The organism is Pseudoduganella sp. LjRoot289 (assembly GCF_964252925.1).
Classification (GTDB): domain Bacteria; phylum Pseudomonadota; class Gammaproteobacteria; order Burkholderiales; family Burkholderiaceae_D; genus Rugamonas.
Map to the genome: position 1 here is coordinate 2,377,488 of NZ_CAXUPN020000001.1, position 15,157 is coordinate 2,392,644.

At 64.1% G+C, this 15,157-nt stretch carries 16 protein-coding genes; 5 read left to right on the top strand and 11 right to left on the bottom strand.

What is annotated here, in order from left to right:
* Window positions 1-3 precede the first annotated feature (3 nt).
* From ACSQ8Y_RS10020 to ACSQ8Y_RS10040, 5 genes are read right to left on the bottom strand one after another with little or no spacing between them, the layout of a single operon-like run.
* A complete protein-coding gene (locus tag ACSQ8Y_RS10020) occupies window positions 4-903 on the bottom strand; it encodes a carbohydrate ABC transporter permease (RefSeq protein WP_436266306.1) in 900 nt (299 codons plus the stop codon).
* Window positions 900-1,970, bottom strand: a complete 1,071-nt coding sequence (locus tag ACSQ8Y_RS10025; RefSeq protein ID WP_436266307.1) for a carbohydrate ABC transporter permease — start codon at window positions 1,968-1,970, stop codon at window positions 900-902. Before ACSQ8Y_RS10025 ends, ACSQ8Y_RS10020 begins: the two co-directional genes overlap by 4 nt.
* On the bottom strand, window positions 1,967-3,268 hold the full coding sequence (locus tag ACSQ8Y_RS10030; RefSeq protein ID WP_436266308.1) for a sugar ABC transporter substrate-binding protein: 1,302 nt from the start codon (window positions 3,266-3,268) through the stop codon (window positions 1,967-1,969). The genes ACSQ8Y_RS10025 and ACSQ8Y_RS10030 overlap by 4 nt, the downstream gene beginning before the upstream one ends.
* Window positions 3,265-4,317 (bottom strand): LacI family DNA-binding transcriptional regulator, encoded by a 1,053-nt coding sequence (locus ACSQ8Y_RS10035; protein ID WP_436266309.1) that lies wholly within the window; start codon window positions 4,315-4,317, stop codon window positions 3,265-3,267. Before ACSQ8Y_RS10035 ends, ACSQ8Y_RS10030 begins: the two co-directional genes overlap by 4 nt.
* A gap of 21 nt (window positions 4,318-4,338) precedes the next feature.
* Window positions 4,339-4,596, bottom strand: a complete 258-nt coding sequence (locus ACSQ8Y_RS10040; RefSeq protein ID WP_436266310.1) for a hypothetical protein — start codon at window positions 4,594-4,596, stop codon at window positions 4,339-4,341.
* Window positions 4,597-4,650: 54 nt separating this feature from the next.
* On the opposite strand from ACSQ8Y_RS10040, the gene ACSQ8Y_RS10045 reads away from it, so the two are divergent.
* The 4 genes from ACSQ8Y_RS10045 to ACSQ8Y_RS10060 all read left to right on the top strand — a co-directional run bounded on the left by ACSQ8Y_RS10045 (window position 4,651) and on the right by ACSQ8Y_RS10060 (window position 6,429).
* Window positions 4,651-4,971, top strand: a complete 321-nt coding sequence (locus ACSQ8Y_RS10045) for a hypothetical protein (RefSeq protein ID WP_436266311.1) — start codon at window positions 4,651-4,653, stop codon at window positions 4,969-4,971.
* On the top strand, window positions 4,961-5,560 hold the full coding sequence (locus ACSQ8Y_RS10050; protein WP_436266312.1) for a GNAT family N-acetyltransferase: 600 nt from the start codon (window positions 4,961-4,963) through the stop codon (window positions 5,558-5,560). The genes ACSQ8Y_RS10045 and ACSQ8Y_RS10050 overlap by 11 nt, the downstream gene beginning before the upstream one ends.
* Window positions 5,561-5,568: 8 nt before the next feature.
* A complete protein-coding gene (locus tag ACSQ8Y_RS10055; RefSeq protein WP_436269797.1) occupies window positions 5,569-5,733 on the top strand; it encodes a helix-turn-helix domain-containing protein in 165 nt (54 codons plus the stop codon).
* Window positions 5,734-5,802: 69 nt separating this feature from the next.
* On the top strand, window positions 5,803-6,429 hold the full coding sequence (locus ACSQ8Y_RS10060) for a glycoside hydrolase family 25 protein (RefSeq protein ID WP_436266313.1): 627 nt from the start codon (window positions 5,803-5,805) through the stop codon (window positions 6,427-6,429).
* A gap of 18 nt (window positions 6,430-6,447) precedes the next feature.
* Here ACSQ8Y_RS10060 and lnt read toward each other — a convergent pair whose 3' ends face one another.
* The 4 genes from lnt to ACSQ8Y_RS10080 form a co-directional block, all read right to left on the bottom strand.
* Complete coding sequence (gene lnt, locus ACSQ8Y_RS10065) at window positions 6,448-8,880, bottom strand: apolipoprotein N-acyltransferase (RefSeq protein ID WP_436266314.1); 2,433 nt, start codon at window positions 8,878-8,880, stop codon at window positions 6,448-6,450.
* Between the two features lie 71 nt (window positions 8,881-8,951).
* Window positions 8,952-9,563: a hypothetical protein gene (locus ACSQ8Y_RS10070; protein ID WP_436266315.1), complete on the bottom strand. Its 612-nt coding sequence runs from the start codon at window positions 9,561-9,563 to the stop codon at window positions 8,952-8,954.
* A gap of 9 nt (window positions 9,564-9,572) precedes the next feature.
* Complete coding sequence (locus tag ACSQ8Y_RS10075; protein WP_436266316.1) at window positions 9,573-10,661, bottom strand: SGNH/GDSL hydrolase family protein; 1,089 nt, start codon at window positions 10,659-10,661, stop codon at window positions 9,573-9,575.
* Between the two features lie 198 nt (window positions 10,662-10,859).
* On the bottom strand, window positions 10,860-13,103 hold the full coding sequence (locus tag ACSQ8Y_RS10080; RefSeq protein WP_436266317.1) for a putative bifunctional diguanylate cyclase/phosphodiesterase: 2,244 nt from the start codon (window positions 13,101-13,103) through the stop codon (window positions 10,860-10,862).
* Between the two features lie 319 nt (window positions 13,104-13,422).
* Here ACSQ8Y_RS10080 and ACSQ8Y_RS10085 point away from each other — a divergent pair, with 319 nt between their 5' ends.
* Window positions 13,423-13,704: a type II toxin-antitoxin system Phd/YefM family antitoxin gene (locus ACSQ8Y_RS10085; RefSeq protein WP_436266318.1), complete on the top strand. Its 282-nt coding sequence runs from the start codon at window positions 13,423-13,425 to the stop codon at window positions 13,702-13,704.
* A 195-nt stretch (window positions 13,705-13,899) separates the two neighbouring features.
* Here the strand turns inward: ACSQ8Y_RS10085 and ACSQ8Y_RS10090 are convergent, their stop codons facing one another.
* Together ACSQ8Y_RS10090 and ACSQ8Y_RS10095 are read right to left on the bottom strand one after the other, a co-directional pair.
* Window positions 13,900-14,247, bottom strand: coding sequence for a hypothetical protein (locus tag ACSQ8Y_RS10090; protein WP_436266319.1), 348 nt, complete (start codon window positions 14,245-14,247; stop codon window positions 13,900-13,902).
* 126 nt (window positions 14,248-14,373) lie between these two features.
* The gene (locus ACSQ8Y_RS10095) at window positions 14,374-15,096 is read right to left on the bottom strand and encodes a ThuA domain-containing protein (protein WP_436266320.1); all 723 of its coding nucleotides are present in this window, start codon (window positions 15,094-15,096) and stop codon (window positions 14,374-14,376) included.
* Between the last annotated feature and the right edge of the window lie 61 nt (window positions 15,097-15,157).

A 15,157-nucleotide genomic window follows, 5' to 3' on the forward strand; every position in this document is an offset into this window, starting at 1 on the left:
AAGTTAACCCTTGACCCCGGAGCCGGCCACCGAGGCGACGAACTGCCGCTGGAAGGCCAGGAACACCGCGAGCACGGGTAAAGTAATCACCGTCGCGTAGGCCATGATCTGGCCCCACGAATTGGTGCGTCCGAAGAACTGCTGTATGCCGGGCTGCACCGGCCGGAACGCCTCGCCCTGGATCACCATGATGGGCCAGAGGTACTGGTTCCACGCCGAGATGAACAGGACGATGGCGGCGGTGGCGATCACCGGGCCGCTGTTGGGCATGATGATCCTGGCGTAGATCGTCCACGGCCCGGCGCCGTCCATCTTGGCCGCCTCGTCCAGTTCCGGCGGAATGTCGCGGAAGAACTGGTAGAACAGGAAGACGCAGAAGGCGTTGGCCAGGAAGGGGATCACCTGCACGTGCAGGCTGTTGAACCAGCCTGTATGCAGCACCAGCTGGCCGTGCTCGAAGCCCGGCCACGGCAGGCGCGCCACCAGCGACAGCAAGGGGATCGCGATCACCTCGAAGGGCACGATCACCATCGCCACCACCAGGGCCAGCGCCAGGTGCCGCCCGCGCCAGCGCATGCGGGCGATCGAGTAGGCCAGCATGCTGTTGACCAGGATGCCGCCGACCACCACCAGCGCCGCGATCAGCGTGGAGTTGAGCAGGAAGGACGGCAGGTCGCTCTTCTCGAACACCGCGCTGTAGTTGCGCAGCGACCAGTCGGAGGACGGCAGGTAAGCCGACCAGCTATTGAGCTTGTCGAAGATGGCCGCGTCGTTCTTGAACGAGGAAATGAACATGAACAGCAGCGGCGCGATGAAGACGATACCTATCGCGCTCATGGCCAGGAACAGCGCGGCGTCGCGCAGGTTTTTGCGCCAGTTGGCATTTCGCATGACAGGGTTCATTTACCGTCTCCTTTCGATACCAGCATCCGCTGCAGCAACGACAGCGCCAGCACGATGAAGAAGAACACCAGCGTGACGGTCGAACCGTAGCCGATATCCTGTTCCTTGAAGCCGCTGCGCACCGCGTGGTACACCACGGTCGACGTCGAATCCAGCGGGCCGCCGGAAGTCATCACGTCGACCTGGGTGAACAGGCCGAAGGCCAGCAAGGTGGTCGACACCAGCACGAAGATGATGGTGTTGCGCAAGCCCGGCAAGGTGACGTGGACGAAGCGCTGCCAGGCGTTGGCGCCCATCAGCGTCGCGGCCTCGTACAGTTCGGGAGAGATCGACTGCAGGCCGGCCAGGAACACCAGCATCTGGAAGCCGGCGCCCTGCCAGGCCGACATCAGCGCGATGGCGGGCAAGGCGTAATGGCTGTCGCCCAGCCAGTCCGGGCCGGCATTGGGGTCGTTCAGCAGGCCGCGCAGCAGTTCGTTGAGCATGCCACGGTCGGTGTTGAGCATGAAGGCCCAGACGATGGACGCCACCACCATGGAAGTGACCACCGGCGCGAAGTAGACGGTACGAAAGAAGATCCGGCCGCGTATTTTCTGGTTCACCAGTATCGCCAGCCCGAGGGCGGCTCCGCACTGCAGGGGCAGCACCAGGGCGGCGAACAGGAAGGTGTTGATCAGCGACCGGTAGAACAGCGGATCGCTTGCCGCCAGCACCATGCGCTTGCCGCCGGCGTCGAGGTGGATAGCCTCGCGGTAGCCCGCCAGCTCCGGATGCAGCTTGCGGACCTGGCGCCAGGTCGGGAAACGCACGCCATCCTCATCGCGCAGCACCTCGCCGCCCTCGCCGCGCAGCGGCTCGATCACGACCATGTCCAGCGCCAGCAGCCGGCGGTAGTTGTCGAGACCGACGTATTGGGTCGGCTCGGGCGACATCAGCCGGTGGTTGGTGAGCGTGGCGCCGGCCGCCAGCAGCATCGGCAGCGCGACGAACAGCAGGAACAGCAGCAACGCCGGGCTGGCGAACAGCGCCACCGCGAGCGGGCTGTCCTGGCCGAGTTTTGCTTTCATAGACCGCCTCCATTCTTGCGCGCCGCCAGGCCGTAGCCATAGCCGTTGTTGCGCGACATATTGTGTTCCATCGCATCGACCGCCTGGTCCAGCGCCTCAGCGGCATCCTTGCCGCTGCGGATGTCGACCAGCGCCTTCTCGAAGGCCGACGACAGTGCCGGGTAAGCGGGACTGGCCGGCCGCGCAACAGCGTAGCGTTTGGCGAATTCAAAATAAAGGCGCCAGTCGCCGCCTGGCCGGTAGTGTTCCGTCAGCGCTGCGCCCTCGGCGCTCACCGGCACCAGCCCGGTCGTGCGCGAAGCGGCGGCGATTTCCTGCGGCGAGATCAGATGGGCGAGGAAGGCCGCCGCGCCCTCGGGCTGTTTGCAGCTGCGCGTGATGCCCCATTGCCAGGAGGCGGCGCCTATCTTCGGGCCGTGACCGAAATCGGGCGGCGGCATCACCACCAGGTCGTCGCCGAAGCGCTCGCTGTATTCGTGCGCCTTCCATGATCCGGTGTAGTGGAACAGCACGCGATTCTGCTCGAACGCCTTGTCGTCGGCCGGGTTGCGCTCGGCCAGCTTGTCCTTGAACAGGCGGCCGTAATAGCGTCCGACACCGACAGCCGGGTCGCTGTTGAGCACACCGTCCACTCGCACGTAGCTGGTGCGGTCGATCAGGTCCGTGCCCGCGCTTTGCAGCCAGGGCGAGAACGCATAGCTGTACCATTCGCCGGTGAAGCGCGCGTTCAGGTCCAGCGGAAAACGGAAACGGCCGCTGCGCTTCGCTTGCGCCAGGATGTCGTGGAATTCAGCCGCCGTGTAGGGCTGTTCCATCGTCGCCGCGCGCACGCCCAGGGCGGACAGCTGCGAGCGGCGCGCGAACAGCGCCAGGACCACGTCGAGCTGGCCGACGCTGTACAGCTGTCCCTTGTAGGTGCCGCGCCCGCCTTCCAGCAGCGTGGCCACGGCATCGGCCGGCAACAGCCCGTCGAGCGGGCGCACATGGCCGGCCCACGCGAAATTGGGCACGATGGGCTGGTCCATCGCAATCACGCAAGGCAGCTGGCCGACCATGGAGGCCGCGGTGATGGATTCGGTGTACGAGCCTTGGGGAATCGCCTCGACCGTGACTTTCCAGCGCGACTGCGAGCGGTTGAAGCGCTCGACCGCCGCCCTCCCCGCCGTCATTTCCAAGTCGCCGGTGTCGTGGCGCCACAGCTTGATCTCGGCCGGCGCGGCCAGCGCAGGCGCTGCCGCTGCCCCCAGCATGGCCAGGGTAGCCAGCAGGGATGAGGGGATGATCACGGCGCGCTTCATGGCTTGGCCTTCCCGGTCGGCGATGCCGAGGCCCGTGCCTTCGCCGGTGCAGCGACGGTGCCGCGCATCACCGGCAGGCACGGCACGCGCACGGTGCTGGCGGGCGCGTCGCCCTGCTCCAGCACGTAGCGGCCTGACAGTTCGCCTATCTCCCGGTATGGCAGCGCCACCGTGGTCAGGCCGGGGTCGAGCGCTTCGGAAATGAGCCGGAAGTCGTCGAAGCCGACGATGGAAACGTCGGCCGGCACACGCAAACCGCGCCGCTGCAGGATGAAGATGACGCGCATCGCCATCTTGTCGTTGCCGCACAGGATGGCGGTCGGCCGGTCGGCACTGGCGAACAACAGGTCGACCGCGCCTGCCAAGTGCGAAAACTCGTCGGCATCGTCCGCCTCGGCGCCGTGGATCAGCCATGCCGGGTCGGGCGTCACGCCGTGCTCGCGCATCGCAGCGTGGAATCCGCGCAGGCGCAGGCCGGTCGCCACCATGCCGGGGATCAGCTGCAGGAAGGCGATCTTGCGGTGCCCGGCATGCAGCACGATCTGCGCCGCCGCGTAGCCGCCGCCCTCGTCGTCCGGAATCACCTGCATGTAGCGGCCGGGTTCTTCGAAGCAGTTGGCCAGCGCCGTGGGCGTGCCGCCCAACAGCGGCTCCAGCGCAACCTGGCGGTGGAAAGGCGTGGCGAACAGGATGGCTTCCACGCGCCGTTCGCGCATGTCGGCCACCAGGCGGCTGGCGATGCCGGCATGGCCGCCGGTCTCGCCGATCAGCAGTACCTTGCCCATCTGTTCGCACACTTGCTGGATGCCCTTGATGATCTCGGACGAATCCGGCGTCGTGGTCAACTTCTCGGCAATGACGGCGACCAGGCCGGTCGGCCTGCCGCGCAGCATGCGCGCCGCCGCCGACGGCGTGAATTCGAGCGAGCGCATGGCCTGCTCGATGCGCATGCGCGTCTTTTCCGACACCTCGGTACCACCGTTGAGCACGCGCGATACCGTCTTGATCGACACGCCAGCCTTCTCGGCCACATCATGAATCGTTGCCAAACCCGTCTCCTAGCATCATTTTTATACGCCGGCATCGCGGCGCACCGCAAAATGTCCAACGTTGTCATTTGTTAGATGATAGGCAAAACAATCGACGCCGTCAACAGAATTATCTGCCGGCAGCGCCGCATGCAATGCTTGCCGGCGGCGCACGTTCAAGGGTTCCGCAATGATCAAAACGACAAAGAATGTCAGGCAGGAATTGCCCGCCTCACCAGTTTGCACGGTGTGACGACAGCTTTGGAAGACTTTCGTGGCTATTTTGGCAATGGAGACCATTCCAATAGATAGAATCAATCGCTTAATTTTGCATCCACGTCTAGAATCTCAGGTATGAAGAAATATTCCGTAAAAATTTCGAGCGGCGCCGGGCGAGGCAAGGTCGTCCAAGTGAGTGGCCGAGCAAGCTCGAAGGGCTCCACCACCGTCACGTTCGAGCCTAGTGGCGTGGTGCGGGGCGGTACTGTCATCATTCGTAATTACAGCTTCAGCGAACGCCAGGCTAAGGAACGTGCAGGCCGGCAACTCGCCCAAATTGCTAGCTCTCCGATCAGTGATGATCAAAGAGCGCGCGCGAAAGAACTCGTCGATAAGGCGAAGCATGCCAGCGAGTCTGCGGTGACCGCAAAATTCCGCCGCACTCATGCTGCGTAAAGATGGCTTCTCCGGCCTAATTCCTTTACACGAGGTCGCACCTGAGGCGCTCGCATGGGTAGAGCAATTCGAGTCGGGGCGACCTAAGCTTGATGCCTTCCTTAAAGAAGAGGCCAAGGACTTGCATGACGACAATCTGAGTCGTACAAGTTTGATTTTCCATGAAGACTTTCAGGGTGTCGTCGGCTACATTACGTTGGCCAATGATGGTATCCCATTGACGATGTTTGAAGTTGGGGAACTTGGCTTGCGCAACAATTACAGCTTGCGTGATTTTCCTGCAGTGAAGATTTGTCGCTTGGCCGTCAACTCGCAACTGCGTCGTCAAGGTGTCGGCAGGCTGATAGTCAACTTCGCACTTGGTCAGATCATTGAAAGCCATAAAATAACGTCCGCTCGATTACTCGTGGCCGACGCGGTAAACGAACCGGATGTTTTGGCGTTCTATACAAGTATGGGTTTCTTTGACTCGGGTTGGGCGAATGAGCAGGCTGATAAAGCCGAGAAGCGCGGCCCGAAGGATGCCAGGAAAGGGCAGCAGCAGCGGGAGACGATCAAGATGCTTCGTGATATCTATGGCACTGAGTAGGTGCTAGGATTCAAACCCGGAGCAGGCGCTACGCGATGCCTGATCTCTCCATCGCGCGCATCGCCGCGCACTGCGGCTTTGCCTCGGCCGAGGCCATGCGGCTGGCGTTCAGGCGCCACCTGGATATCGCCCCGAACGATGTCCGCGCCCGCTTCCGCAGCGCCGGACCATGAACAAGCCCGGAAGGCTGGTGTCAGCCTTTCGCGATCCCCACCCGACACGCAATCTAAATAAGGAAAGTCATGCTAAATGGAATAGACGTCTACGCCGGCGATGGCGGCATCGAATGGCACAAGGTGGCCGAGGACAATAACGCCTTCGTGTTCGTGCGCGGCGCCTACGGCAACGTCATGGACAAGGCCGTCGCGGCGAATGCCGCCGCGGCGCGCGCCGTCGGCTTGAAGGTCGGTGTCTACCACTTCCTGCGCGCACGGATGGACCCGCAAAGCCAGATCGACACCTTTACGCAAGCGCTGAAGCTCGCCAATGTCGGCCCGGGCGACTTGCCGCCCGTGCTGGACATGGAAGACAATCCCGCCTACGACGGCCCCTGGAAGACTGTGGACAACGAAGCCTACCTGGCCAGCGTCAGCGCCTGGATCGCCAATGTGAAAGCGCTGTACGGCAAGCCGCCCATCATCTACACCCGCGCCAGTTTCTGGACCGAGCTAGGCAATCCCACAACCTTCGGCGACAGCCCGCTCTGGGTCGCCAGCTACCGGAACGACGCACCAACACTGCCGGCCGCTTGGCCGGACTACACGTTCTGGCAATACAGCGACGCAGGCACCGTGTCCGGCATCACGGGCCATGTCGACGTTAACTACTTCAACGGCGACCTCCCAAAACTGCAGGCTTGCCTCATCTGAATTGAGCCGGGTGGCTCCTCACGCGCCATAAAGGTTGAACAGAAGCCAGGCGGGCAGGCCCAGATACAGCGCCGCGTGGCTGGCGCGTTCGAGCCGGCGCCGGATGGCGATCGTCCAGCCGGGACGCAGCAGCGCCGCCAGCAGCGTGCCGGCCTCGATCACCGCGCGCAGCACCGCCGCGCTCAGCACCACGCCGATGGACCATGCCGCCCACCACAGCGCGAAGGCGCTGAGGTAGGCCCTCAGTCCGAAGCTGTAGTACTCACCCAAGGCACTGCCGTAGGCGATATGCTGGTGAAGGTGGAAAGCCGGAACGGCCAGCGCCAGAGGGAGCAGAAGGAATTTCGCCAAGGGCCGGTCGAGCTTCCAGCGCCGTAGTCCAAGGCTGGCTTGCGCGTACGCGCTCATCGCCGCGCGCGGCCGCGCCGGGAACGGCGAGCCGCCCGCCTTGGCTATGGCATCGGCCAAACCGACGGGGTCGGCCAGCGCCAGTCCGTAACGCCAGCGCTGGCCGGACGCCAGCCGCAATGCCACGCCGGCTCCGGGAACCGGCAGGCGCCACAAGTCGACCGCAGCTACGCCGCGCGCCGCCAGTTCGATGCGCTGGCCGCCGCGCGTCAATACCAGGCTGCCGTTGCTGATCGTCGCCTGCGCGGCAAAGGCGCGCAGCACGCACCACGCTATCACCTCGGGGATCAGGAAAAAGGCCGCGAACATGCGGATTTGCGCCAGCGTGTTGGTCCGCAATGCGTCGTTGAGCAGCAGCGCAATGCACATGCCGAGCAGGCCAAGTCGCGCCCCACCGCGCAGCATCCCCGCCACAAGACGGGCTGCCGGCGGCAACAAGGCAACCTTGGCCGGGAAGGCCATCCCGGGCCGCGCGGCCGATGGATCGTCCTCGCCCAACAGGCGCCTCCCCGGAACCGCCATCGCCGACATTGCCGCCAGCAACAGCAGGAAGGCGCAAGCTGCCAATCCCACCCAGTCTCCCCACAGTACCATCAAGGTGGGCGCGGGCCGGCGCACCGGCACGTCGGCGATCACCAGCGCCGGTTCGCCCATGGGCGTCGCTGCGAGCACACTGCCGGTGGCGTCGATCACCGCGCTATAGCCGTTGGTGGTGACGCGAAACTGCGGCAGCCGCGTTTCAATGCTGCGGAAGGCCGCCACCGCCTGATGCAGTTGCGCGCCCTGCCGGTCTGCGCTGAACCATGAATCGTTCGACATGGTCAGGATGGCCTGCGCGCCCAGGCGGGCGCCGTTGATGGCCAGGCCCGTGTCGACATCGTCGAGGCAGATCATGGGCAGCACGGGGATCTCGCGGCCGTCGGCGAGGCGCAGCGGGAAGACCCGCGCTCCGCTGCCGGGCCGCCAATTTCCCGTCCACGGTAACAGGCGCCGCAACCCCGGCCCGTCGAGCCACGCGGGCACGTACTCGGTGAACGGGAATATGCGCGTCTTGCGGTAGAAGCCCAGCAGGCCGCTGCCGGGCAGCACAAAAGCAGCGGCGTTGTATTCACCGGCGCTGTCGCGGTCATAGGTGCCGAATACGAAGGGCACGCCGGAGGCGCGCACGTTGGCCAGGATCTCGCGGTCGAACTCCGCCCCCGCTTCGCTCTTAGGCTGGCCGAAGGTGGTGGGATAGGCAGTCTCCGACCATAGCACCGCGTCCGCGCGTTGGCGGACGACGGCGTCGTAGCTCATCGCGAAGTGCCGGTCGAGGACCTCGCGCACGACCGCATGCGCCCCCTTGCTCCGGCGCTGGCCTTCGTAATCGACCAAGTTCGCTTGCACCAAGCCCATGCGCAGCGGCTTGCCTGCCGGCTCAGGGCTGACGGACAGCGCGGCCAGACCGTAGCCCGCCAGCAGCAGCGGCACCAGCGCCGCCATTGCGAGCGGCTTGACGATCTCACGCCAGGCGCCAGCGCGCCGCGCGTGCGCCGCCGCAATGCCCTCGTTGGCCAGCAGCAGCAACAACGTCAGGCCGGCGCCGCCGCCCAGGTCGGCGGCCTGGCGCAGCAGGCGGGACGGATGCAGGCCGTAGCCCAACGTGTCGCCGAGCAGCCGTGGCACCAACCGTTCCGTCGCAACCCAGGCAGCCGCTGCCGCCAGCGCGCCCAACGCCGGACCATAGCGGCGCACACTGGCATGGCGCACCAGGGCGTAGGCGAAAAACTGCGGCTGGAACAGCGGCGCGGCGAGCAGCAGCACGGCCAGACCGGTGGCCCCGCCCACTTGCGTGTACTGCCCAAGCGCGGTACCGAACCACGCGAAGCCAGCCGCCGTGAATGCAACCGACATCGCGTAGGCGCGCATCAGCGTTCCCGCCAGCGACAGGCTGATGTCCAGTGCGCGCAACCACGGCACCAGGATCACGAAACCGAGCATCCAGCCGGCGCCGCCACGGACATACAAGGCGGTCATCGCCGCACTCGCAAGTATGCAAAGCACGGTGGGCGCGGCCGTGCGCACCCCGACACCGGCCACGTTCACGTTCGAACAGCTAAATTTCTTCATGTATTCTAGCGGCCCAATCCGGCCGGTTCAGTAGGTGCGGGAATGACGATGCGCCGGATCGGGAGCCCGGGCGGCGCCAGTTCAGGCGGCACGACGCGGTCTTTGGGCATCTCGACCGGTTGTTTTGCGGCGTCGTATAGTTGAAAATCCGGCGCGAACATCAGGATGGCTTCGATCGGCTGGCCGTCGTCGGTCGCCTGGTGGTGGCGCACGTAGCCTTTCGGCAGTTCAAAGTCCTCCGGCACCGCGAGCCCGACCAGCGGCGGGCTGGTGCCCGGCGGCGAAAACGCGCCTAGGCCGGTGTGCACGCCGCGCTCGTGCAGGCGCTTGATCACCTCCGCCATGCTCGGACTTTCGCCGCGCGCGACATAGCTTTTCAGGTCCCGCGTCGGGTCGGCGTCGCCCTCGGGCGGACGTTGCGGGGGGCGCTGCATCTTGTTCGGCTGCGGGCCGGGAGCCGGCGCCGGCGCGCCGGCAGCCGTTCTCCCCGCCGCCGCAGCCGGCGCGGCCTCGGTGGAGTCGTCGCCGTCGGACCACAACCACAGGAAGAACAGCAGGCTGATGCCGCCAAGGGCGAGCATCAGCGCGGCGGCCAGATAGCCGGTGCTGGGACGCATGCCCGGCCGTTATGGCGTCGGCAAGTTGAAGGTCGATACGGCCCAGCCCATGCGTTCGTGGCCGTACTGGTTCCACAACGGGCTCTTGCCGCCGGAGAACGTGGTGTAGCGTGCCGCGCCGGTGCCGGTGGTGCCGCCAAACAGGCCGGCGGTAACGGTGCTGCCGTTGTAGGTCGGATGCGTGTCGTCGGACTGGATGTAGTCGTAGCTGCTGCTGCCGGACACGAATTTCGTGTTGGCGTCCCGTATGGTCGAACGCAAGGTCGACGTGATGCGGGTGACATAGCTGGCCTGGCTCTCCCCGGCGACATAGCGCAGCGCCTCGGAGTCGACCTGGCCGTCGCCGTTGCTGTCAAAGTCGGAGCCCATGTACTGGGCGAAGTTGTCCGCGCACTGGAAGCCCTTCTGGCGCGCGACGTCGCACATCATGTGGTTGATCCTGGCCAGCGAAGGCAGGAATTTGTCCTGCATTTTCACCGTGGCGCCGGTGTTCGGATCCTTGCAGGTGCTCTGGGTGTTGTCGGCGGCGTAGCCCGGATAGTGCAGATTCGAGATCACCTTCAGCTTGACGCCGGCATAGGCGTTGGCGTTGATGTAGTCCATCGATGCCGTCACATAGGTCTTGCAGCTATTTTCCGCCGCCGTCAGCACGGCGTCGTCGCAGGTGCCGGACTGGCTCTTGTAGGCGGTGCGCGCCTGCAGGCCGTCATTGCCGCACATCTCGAAGGTGACGACGCGCGTGTTGCTGGCTTGCATGTACGAGCGCTCGGCGACGATCTTGTTGTTGTACACGTCCTCTGCGACCGCGCCGGATTTGGTGCGGCGCACGCTTTCGATGTCGGCGTTCCACTGCGCGGACAGGTATTCCGCGTCCACCGTCGGCGCCGAATATTTGGCCGCGCTGACGGTCGAACCGTTGTAGCCGGCAAAAATCGAATCGCCGTAGGCCACCACGCGGTACTTGTTGGTGGTGCCGGCGCGGTCGATGGTCCAGGAAACGTTCTGGTTCAAGGTGCTGGCCGAGGCCTCGGCGCCGAAAGTGAGCAAGGCCAGCGCGGGCAAGAGCGACCGCAAGGAATGGTTGAAGCGAGCGTGCATGTAGTGTCTCCGGTCTGTGGGAAATTTTTATAATGGTTCTCGACATGAAGCTGAGCCCATCTTAACCACGCGACCATTTGCCACTCGCCATCACCTTCGCTTTGGCTCCCCGGGACAAGAGAATGGCTCCGCAGGCCATACTCCTGTCGCGGCGCAAGCACAGCGGACAGGCGACTTCAGATAAAAAAGCCTCTTAAATCATATGCTTGAGTCGGCGCTGGCCTCGCCCTGCCTGGCCAGCAAGGCCGCAAGCTGCATGGGCCGGCCCGGCAGATAGCCTTGAATCAGCGCGCAGCCAAACTGCCTCAGGAAACCGAGGTGGGCATCCGTCTCCACGCCTTCGGCGATGACCAGGAGTTTCATGTTGCGCCCCAGGTCGATGATGGAACGCACGATGGCGCAATGGTCGTGGTCGTGCGGCACGCCCTGGAGGAAGTAGCGGTCGATCTTCAGGGAGCTGATCGGCAAGGCCTTCAGCAGGGACAGCGAGGAATATCCCATGCCGAAATCGTCCATCCCGATTTCGAAGCCCAGGCGCACCAGCTCGGTCATGATGGGCAGCGCCGTCTCGATGCGCTGCATGATCACGCCCTCGGTCAGCTCCAGGCAGATCCGGCGGGGATCGATACCCGCTGCCGACGTAATGGCCATCAACTGGCGTGGCAGCTCGCCGTCCAGGAACTCCGGCGCCGCCATGTTGACGTGGACCCTGACGTCGGGCAGGCCGCCGGCCCGCAACAGGGGCAGGTCGCGGCACACCTGCTCGATGACCCATCTGCCGATCAGCACGATCAGCCGGCTTTGCTCGGCAACCGGGATGAACTGGTCCGGCGGCACCACGCTGCCGTCCGCCTTGCGCCAGCGGATCAGGGCCTCCAGCGCCACCACCCGCGTGTCCTGCGTGTCGCAGATGGGCTGGTACTCGAGAAAGAATTCATTGTGCTGCAGCGCATCCTGCAGCGCCGACAGCATCAGCAACTGGGCCGCCACCGCGCATTGATGCGTATCGCCGTCCGGCCTGAAATAGCTGATCAGATTGCGGCCGTTGCGCTTGCTGACATACATGGCGGCGTCGGCCGCGTGCAGCAACTGCGCGGTATCCTGTGCATGCTGGGGGAACAGCGCAAGACCGATGCTGGCCGACACCGACAGTTCGTGGCCCAGGTAGTTGAAACGGGTGCGCGCCGCCTCCAGCACCGCGCTGGCCAGAGCGTCTAGCCCGGACTCGCTGAGCCCGGCGGGCGCCATCAGCGCGAATTCATCGCCGCCCAGGCGGGCCACCGTGGCGCCGGCGGGCGCGAGGGCGCGCAAGCGGGCGGCGAACTGGCGCAGCACCTCGTTGCCCGCCGCGTGCCCGAAGCCATCGTTGATGGGCTTGAATTGATCGAGGTCGATATACATCAAGCCGAACTGCGTGCCAATCGCGCAGGCGGCATCGAGCAGCTCATGAAAGTGCGCGCGGTTGAACAAGCCCGTCAGTTCATCGGTCTGCGCCAATACCCGGACACGCTCCTGCTGCACCATGCGCTGGGCGGTCTGAGCGATCAGCGCGGAGATCGATTCGGCCAGGCCCGGCAATTGCGCTTCGCGCTGGCGCGGCGCGGCGCTGAAAAACTCCAGCACGCCGGCGCACAGCAAACTGCCGTCGGCGGCGATATACGTGACCGGAAAGAAAAAGCCCGATTGCAGGCCGCAGCGTTGCGCCGTGCGTACCCGCGCCAGGTCCGCATGCGCGGCGCTGGCGTCGACCCATTGCGCCTGCCCGGTAAGCCAGGTGTCGCCGACCAGCCCCTCGCCCGGCCTGATCGCCAGCGCGGCCGCCGCGCTGCGAAACGCCGAATAGTCGCGGTCGGCGGTATGCCAGACGTGCCGGCAACGCAGCGTTTCCTGGCTGCTGCCCTGCTCCCGCGCCCAGAAGGCGCCCCAGTCCCAGCCCAGCTCCTCGCATACCAGGTGGATGATTTTATAGACCGCCTCGTCGAAGGTGTCGGTGCCTATCAGATAGCGGGTCAGCGCGAAGTTGAAGCGCTCGCGCATGGCGGCGCGTTTCACCGCCGTGACGTCGGTCAGCAGGCCGTCGACCGTGGACCGTCCCTCCGCCGGCAGCGACTGCAGGCGCAGCCAGCGTATGCCCTGCTCGCGTTCGATGACGCGGAACTCCCAGGCCTCGGCGGCGCCATGCTCGCAGATGGACGTCAGCACAGCGGTCAGCGCGGCCGTGTCCTCGGCGACGACAGTCCTCGTCCACTCCCCGCCCGACGTATCGTCCAGGCCAAGCAAGCGCACGGCGACGGCCGACAGATTCATGTGCGCGTCTCCCCTCGCCATGGACCAGCGGCCCAGTCCGGCGATCTCGTCGATCGGATCGGTGCTTGGCGGCAGATGTCTGTCGTTGCCGTGCGCAGACGATGCAGGACGAAGGGATAACACGTTGTTGACCATGGCGGTTCCTGAAAATAGTGGGGGCAGTCCTCACCTCACCAATTGCGCCGCCGGCCCAAAACGCACTGGTATCGATCACACGCACCAAGGCGAGGATTTTCTGCACCACACTGTGGCACTGCGTCGGTAAAGGCTTGTCCTTGGGTAACTACGGAGTATGCATGGTGGGGTGCTTGCCGCTTGCAAGCGTTATCAATGCAGAATCCATGCCAACATGCAAATGACTATCATCTTGCATTGAAGATTGACGCGCTCGTGCGAGGGAAATATACTCAACTTTGTCCTAATTTGGACTTAATTTGGACCTATGGGATGCATCATGGATGTGATTAAACGCTACCGCCCGATCTCCTACCTTAAGACCAACACGGCAGACGTCGCCCGTCAATTAAACGGCGAGACAGACAGCCTGATCATCACGCAGAACGGTGTGCCTGCTTTCGTGTGCGTAAGCATGCAAGAGTATCAGCAGACCCGCGAGACCAACGCCCTGCTTCGTATCCTGGCGCTCGGCGAGCGCGAAATCCAACGCGGCAACACACAGTCTCTGGCGTCCGCCAGAGCCGAACTGGACAAATCACTGTTCGGCGACAAGGAATAAGCTTGACTTACACCGTCAATATTCTGCACTCGGCGAAGATTGATATTGAAGACCGGATCGGGTATGCCATGGCCGTATCGGATAGACGAGGAAAAACGGACTGTCGACATTCACATGGTCTACGGCAGCCGCCAAAACTTCCAAGACCTGCTATACAAAAGAATCATCCGCTTCGTTGAGTAGAAGGGCCGGTTTTCAGCGCACGGGGATCAGCGAGATGGTGTTTTCATCAATCGCGCGGCCGCGCGCGAATTGATTGTAAATTTCGCTGCAGGCGCCCGGGTTGGGCTGGCCGGCTGAATTGCCGCACCACGTGATTTGGCCGACCCAGTTGGGCCCGAATTTGGCTACCGCAGCCCTTGGATGGACGACATGGTGCAGCGTGTGGTTGGTGGCCCAGAACACCGGCGTGCGCCCGGTCGGGTCCGGCCCGTCGCGGAAGGAAATCAGCCCCTGGAAATTGGGGTTTGGTTCATCGGCGCCAGCCGTGCCGACAACGCATGTTATGGCTATGAGCAGGGCGGCTTTGACTTTGGTGTTCATGGCTAGTCTCCTCAGCGTGGAGCGGCCGGGCGACCGCTTGAATTCATTGTCATTCAGAACTAATTATTTCTCAAAATTAATTACAAACCGTTGCAATCTATGGGCCGACGGCGTGTCAACGCATTGCTATTCCGCTTTGAAGGCGCGTCCGGTGGCGGCCCAATATATCCCGCCATACAGGTGATGCAGGAATACCGGATCGCCATAGGTCGCCGGCAAGTGTCCAAGCGCGGTATAGAACGAGCGCCCATGGTCGTAGTTCTGATACCAGCTGACCGGATGAAAGGCCCCCATGCCCTTGCCCTGCCGGCCGCCGCCCGCGGTTTCCGGTTTGTAGGTGCTTTCATCGACCGTCAGCAGGTATTTAAGCTGGTCCGAACGCGGCGGCCCGAACTCATACCATTCCTCGGTGACCAGCGAGCGCGCCGCGAAGCGCTCCATGCCTGGGAAATTGCGGTCCTCGACCTTCAAGACCGCAGTCTGCACGGCCGGGTGGGTATGGAACATGCGCCCCACCAGGCTGGTGTACCACGGCCAGCCATACTCGGTGTCCGACGCGCTGTGCACACCGACAAAGCCGCCGCCGGCCCGGATGTAGCGCTCGAACGCGGCCTGCTGGCCATCGTCGAGCACATCGCCCGTCGTCAGCAGAAAGACCACGGCCTGGTATTTGGCAAGTTCCTTGTCATTGAAGACGCGGCCCGCGTCCTCGGTCCAGAAGGTCTTGAAGTCATGCAGCTTGCCCAGTTGCTCAACCGCCGTGACGCCGGCATGGATGGACTCGTGGTGCCAGCCGGCGGTCTTGGAGAACACCAGCACGTTGAACTGCTCGGCGTGGGCGCAGGACATGGCGGCCATGCCGCAGAGGGAGAGGACAACGGCAGGGACTAGCTTCATCGGGCGGCAAATG

Bases quoted from the DNA above. Each gene is read 5' to 3' on its own strand.
- ACSQ8Y_RS10020 (WP_436266306.1), bottom strand. From the start codon at position 903: ATGAACCCTGTCATGCGAAATGCCAACTGGCGCAAAAACCTGCGCGAC.
- ACSQ8Y_RS10025 (WP_436266307.1), bottom strand. From the start codon at position 1,970: ATGAAAGCAAAACTCGGCCAGGACAGCCCGCTCGCGGTGGCGCTGTTC.
- ACSQ8Y_RS10030 (WP_436266308.1), bottom strand. From the start codon at position 3,268: ATGAAGCGCGCCGTGATCATCCCCTCATCCCTGCTGGCTACCCTGGCC.
- ACSQ8Y_RS10040 (WP_436266310.1), bottom strand. From the start codon at position 4,596: ATGGTCTCCATTGCCAAAATAGCCACGAAAGTCTTCCAAAGCTGTCGT.
- ACSQ8Y_RS10045 (WP_436266311.1), top strand. From the start codon at position 4,651: ATGAAGAAATATTCCGTAAAAATTTCGAGCGGCGCCGGGCGAGGCAAG.
- ACSQ8Y_RS10050 (WP_436266312.1), top strand. From the start codon at position 4,961: ATGCTGCGTAAAGATGGCTTCTCCGGCCTAATTCCTTTACACGAGGTC.
- ACSQ8Y_RS10060 (WP_436266313.1), top strand. From the start codon at position 5,803: ATGCTAAATGGAATAGACGTCTACGCCGGCGATGGCGGCATCGAATGG.
- ACSQ8Y_RS10070 (WP_436266315.1), bottom strand. From the start codon at position 9,563: ATGCGTCCCAGCACCGGCTATCTGGCCGCCGCGCTGATGCTCGCCCTT.
- ACSQ8Y_RS10075 (WP_436266316.1), bottom strand. From the start codon at position 10,661: ATGCACGCTCGCTTCAACCATTCCTTGCGGTCGCTCTTGCCCGCGCTG.
- ACSQ8Y_RS10080 (WP_436266317.1), bottom strand. From the start codon at position 13,103: ATGGTCAACAACGTGTTATCCCTTCGTCCTGCATCGTCTGCGCACGGC.
- ACSQ8Y_RS10085 (WP_436266318.1), top strand. From the start codon at position 13,423: ATGGATGTGATTAAACGCTACCGCCCGATCTCCTACCTTAAGACCAAC.
- ACSQ8Y_RS10090 (WP_436266319.1), bottom strand. From the start codon at position 14,247: ATGAACACCAAAGTCAAAGCCGCCCTGCTCATAGCCATAACATGCGTT.
- ACSQ8Y_RS10095 (WP_436266320.1), bottom strand. From the start codon at position 15,096: ATGTCCTGCGCCCACGCCGAGCAGTTCAACGTGCTGGTGTTCTCCAAG.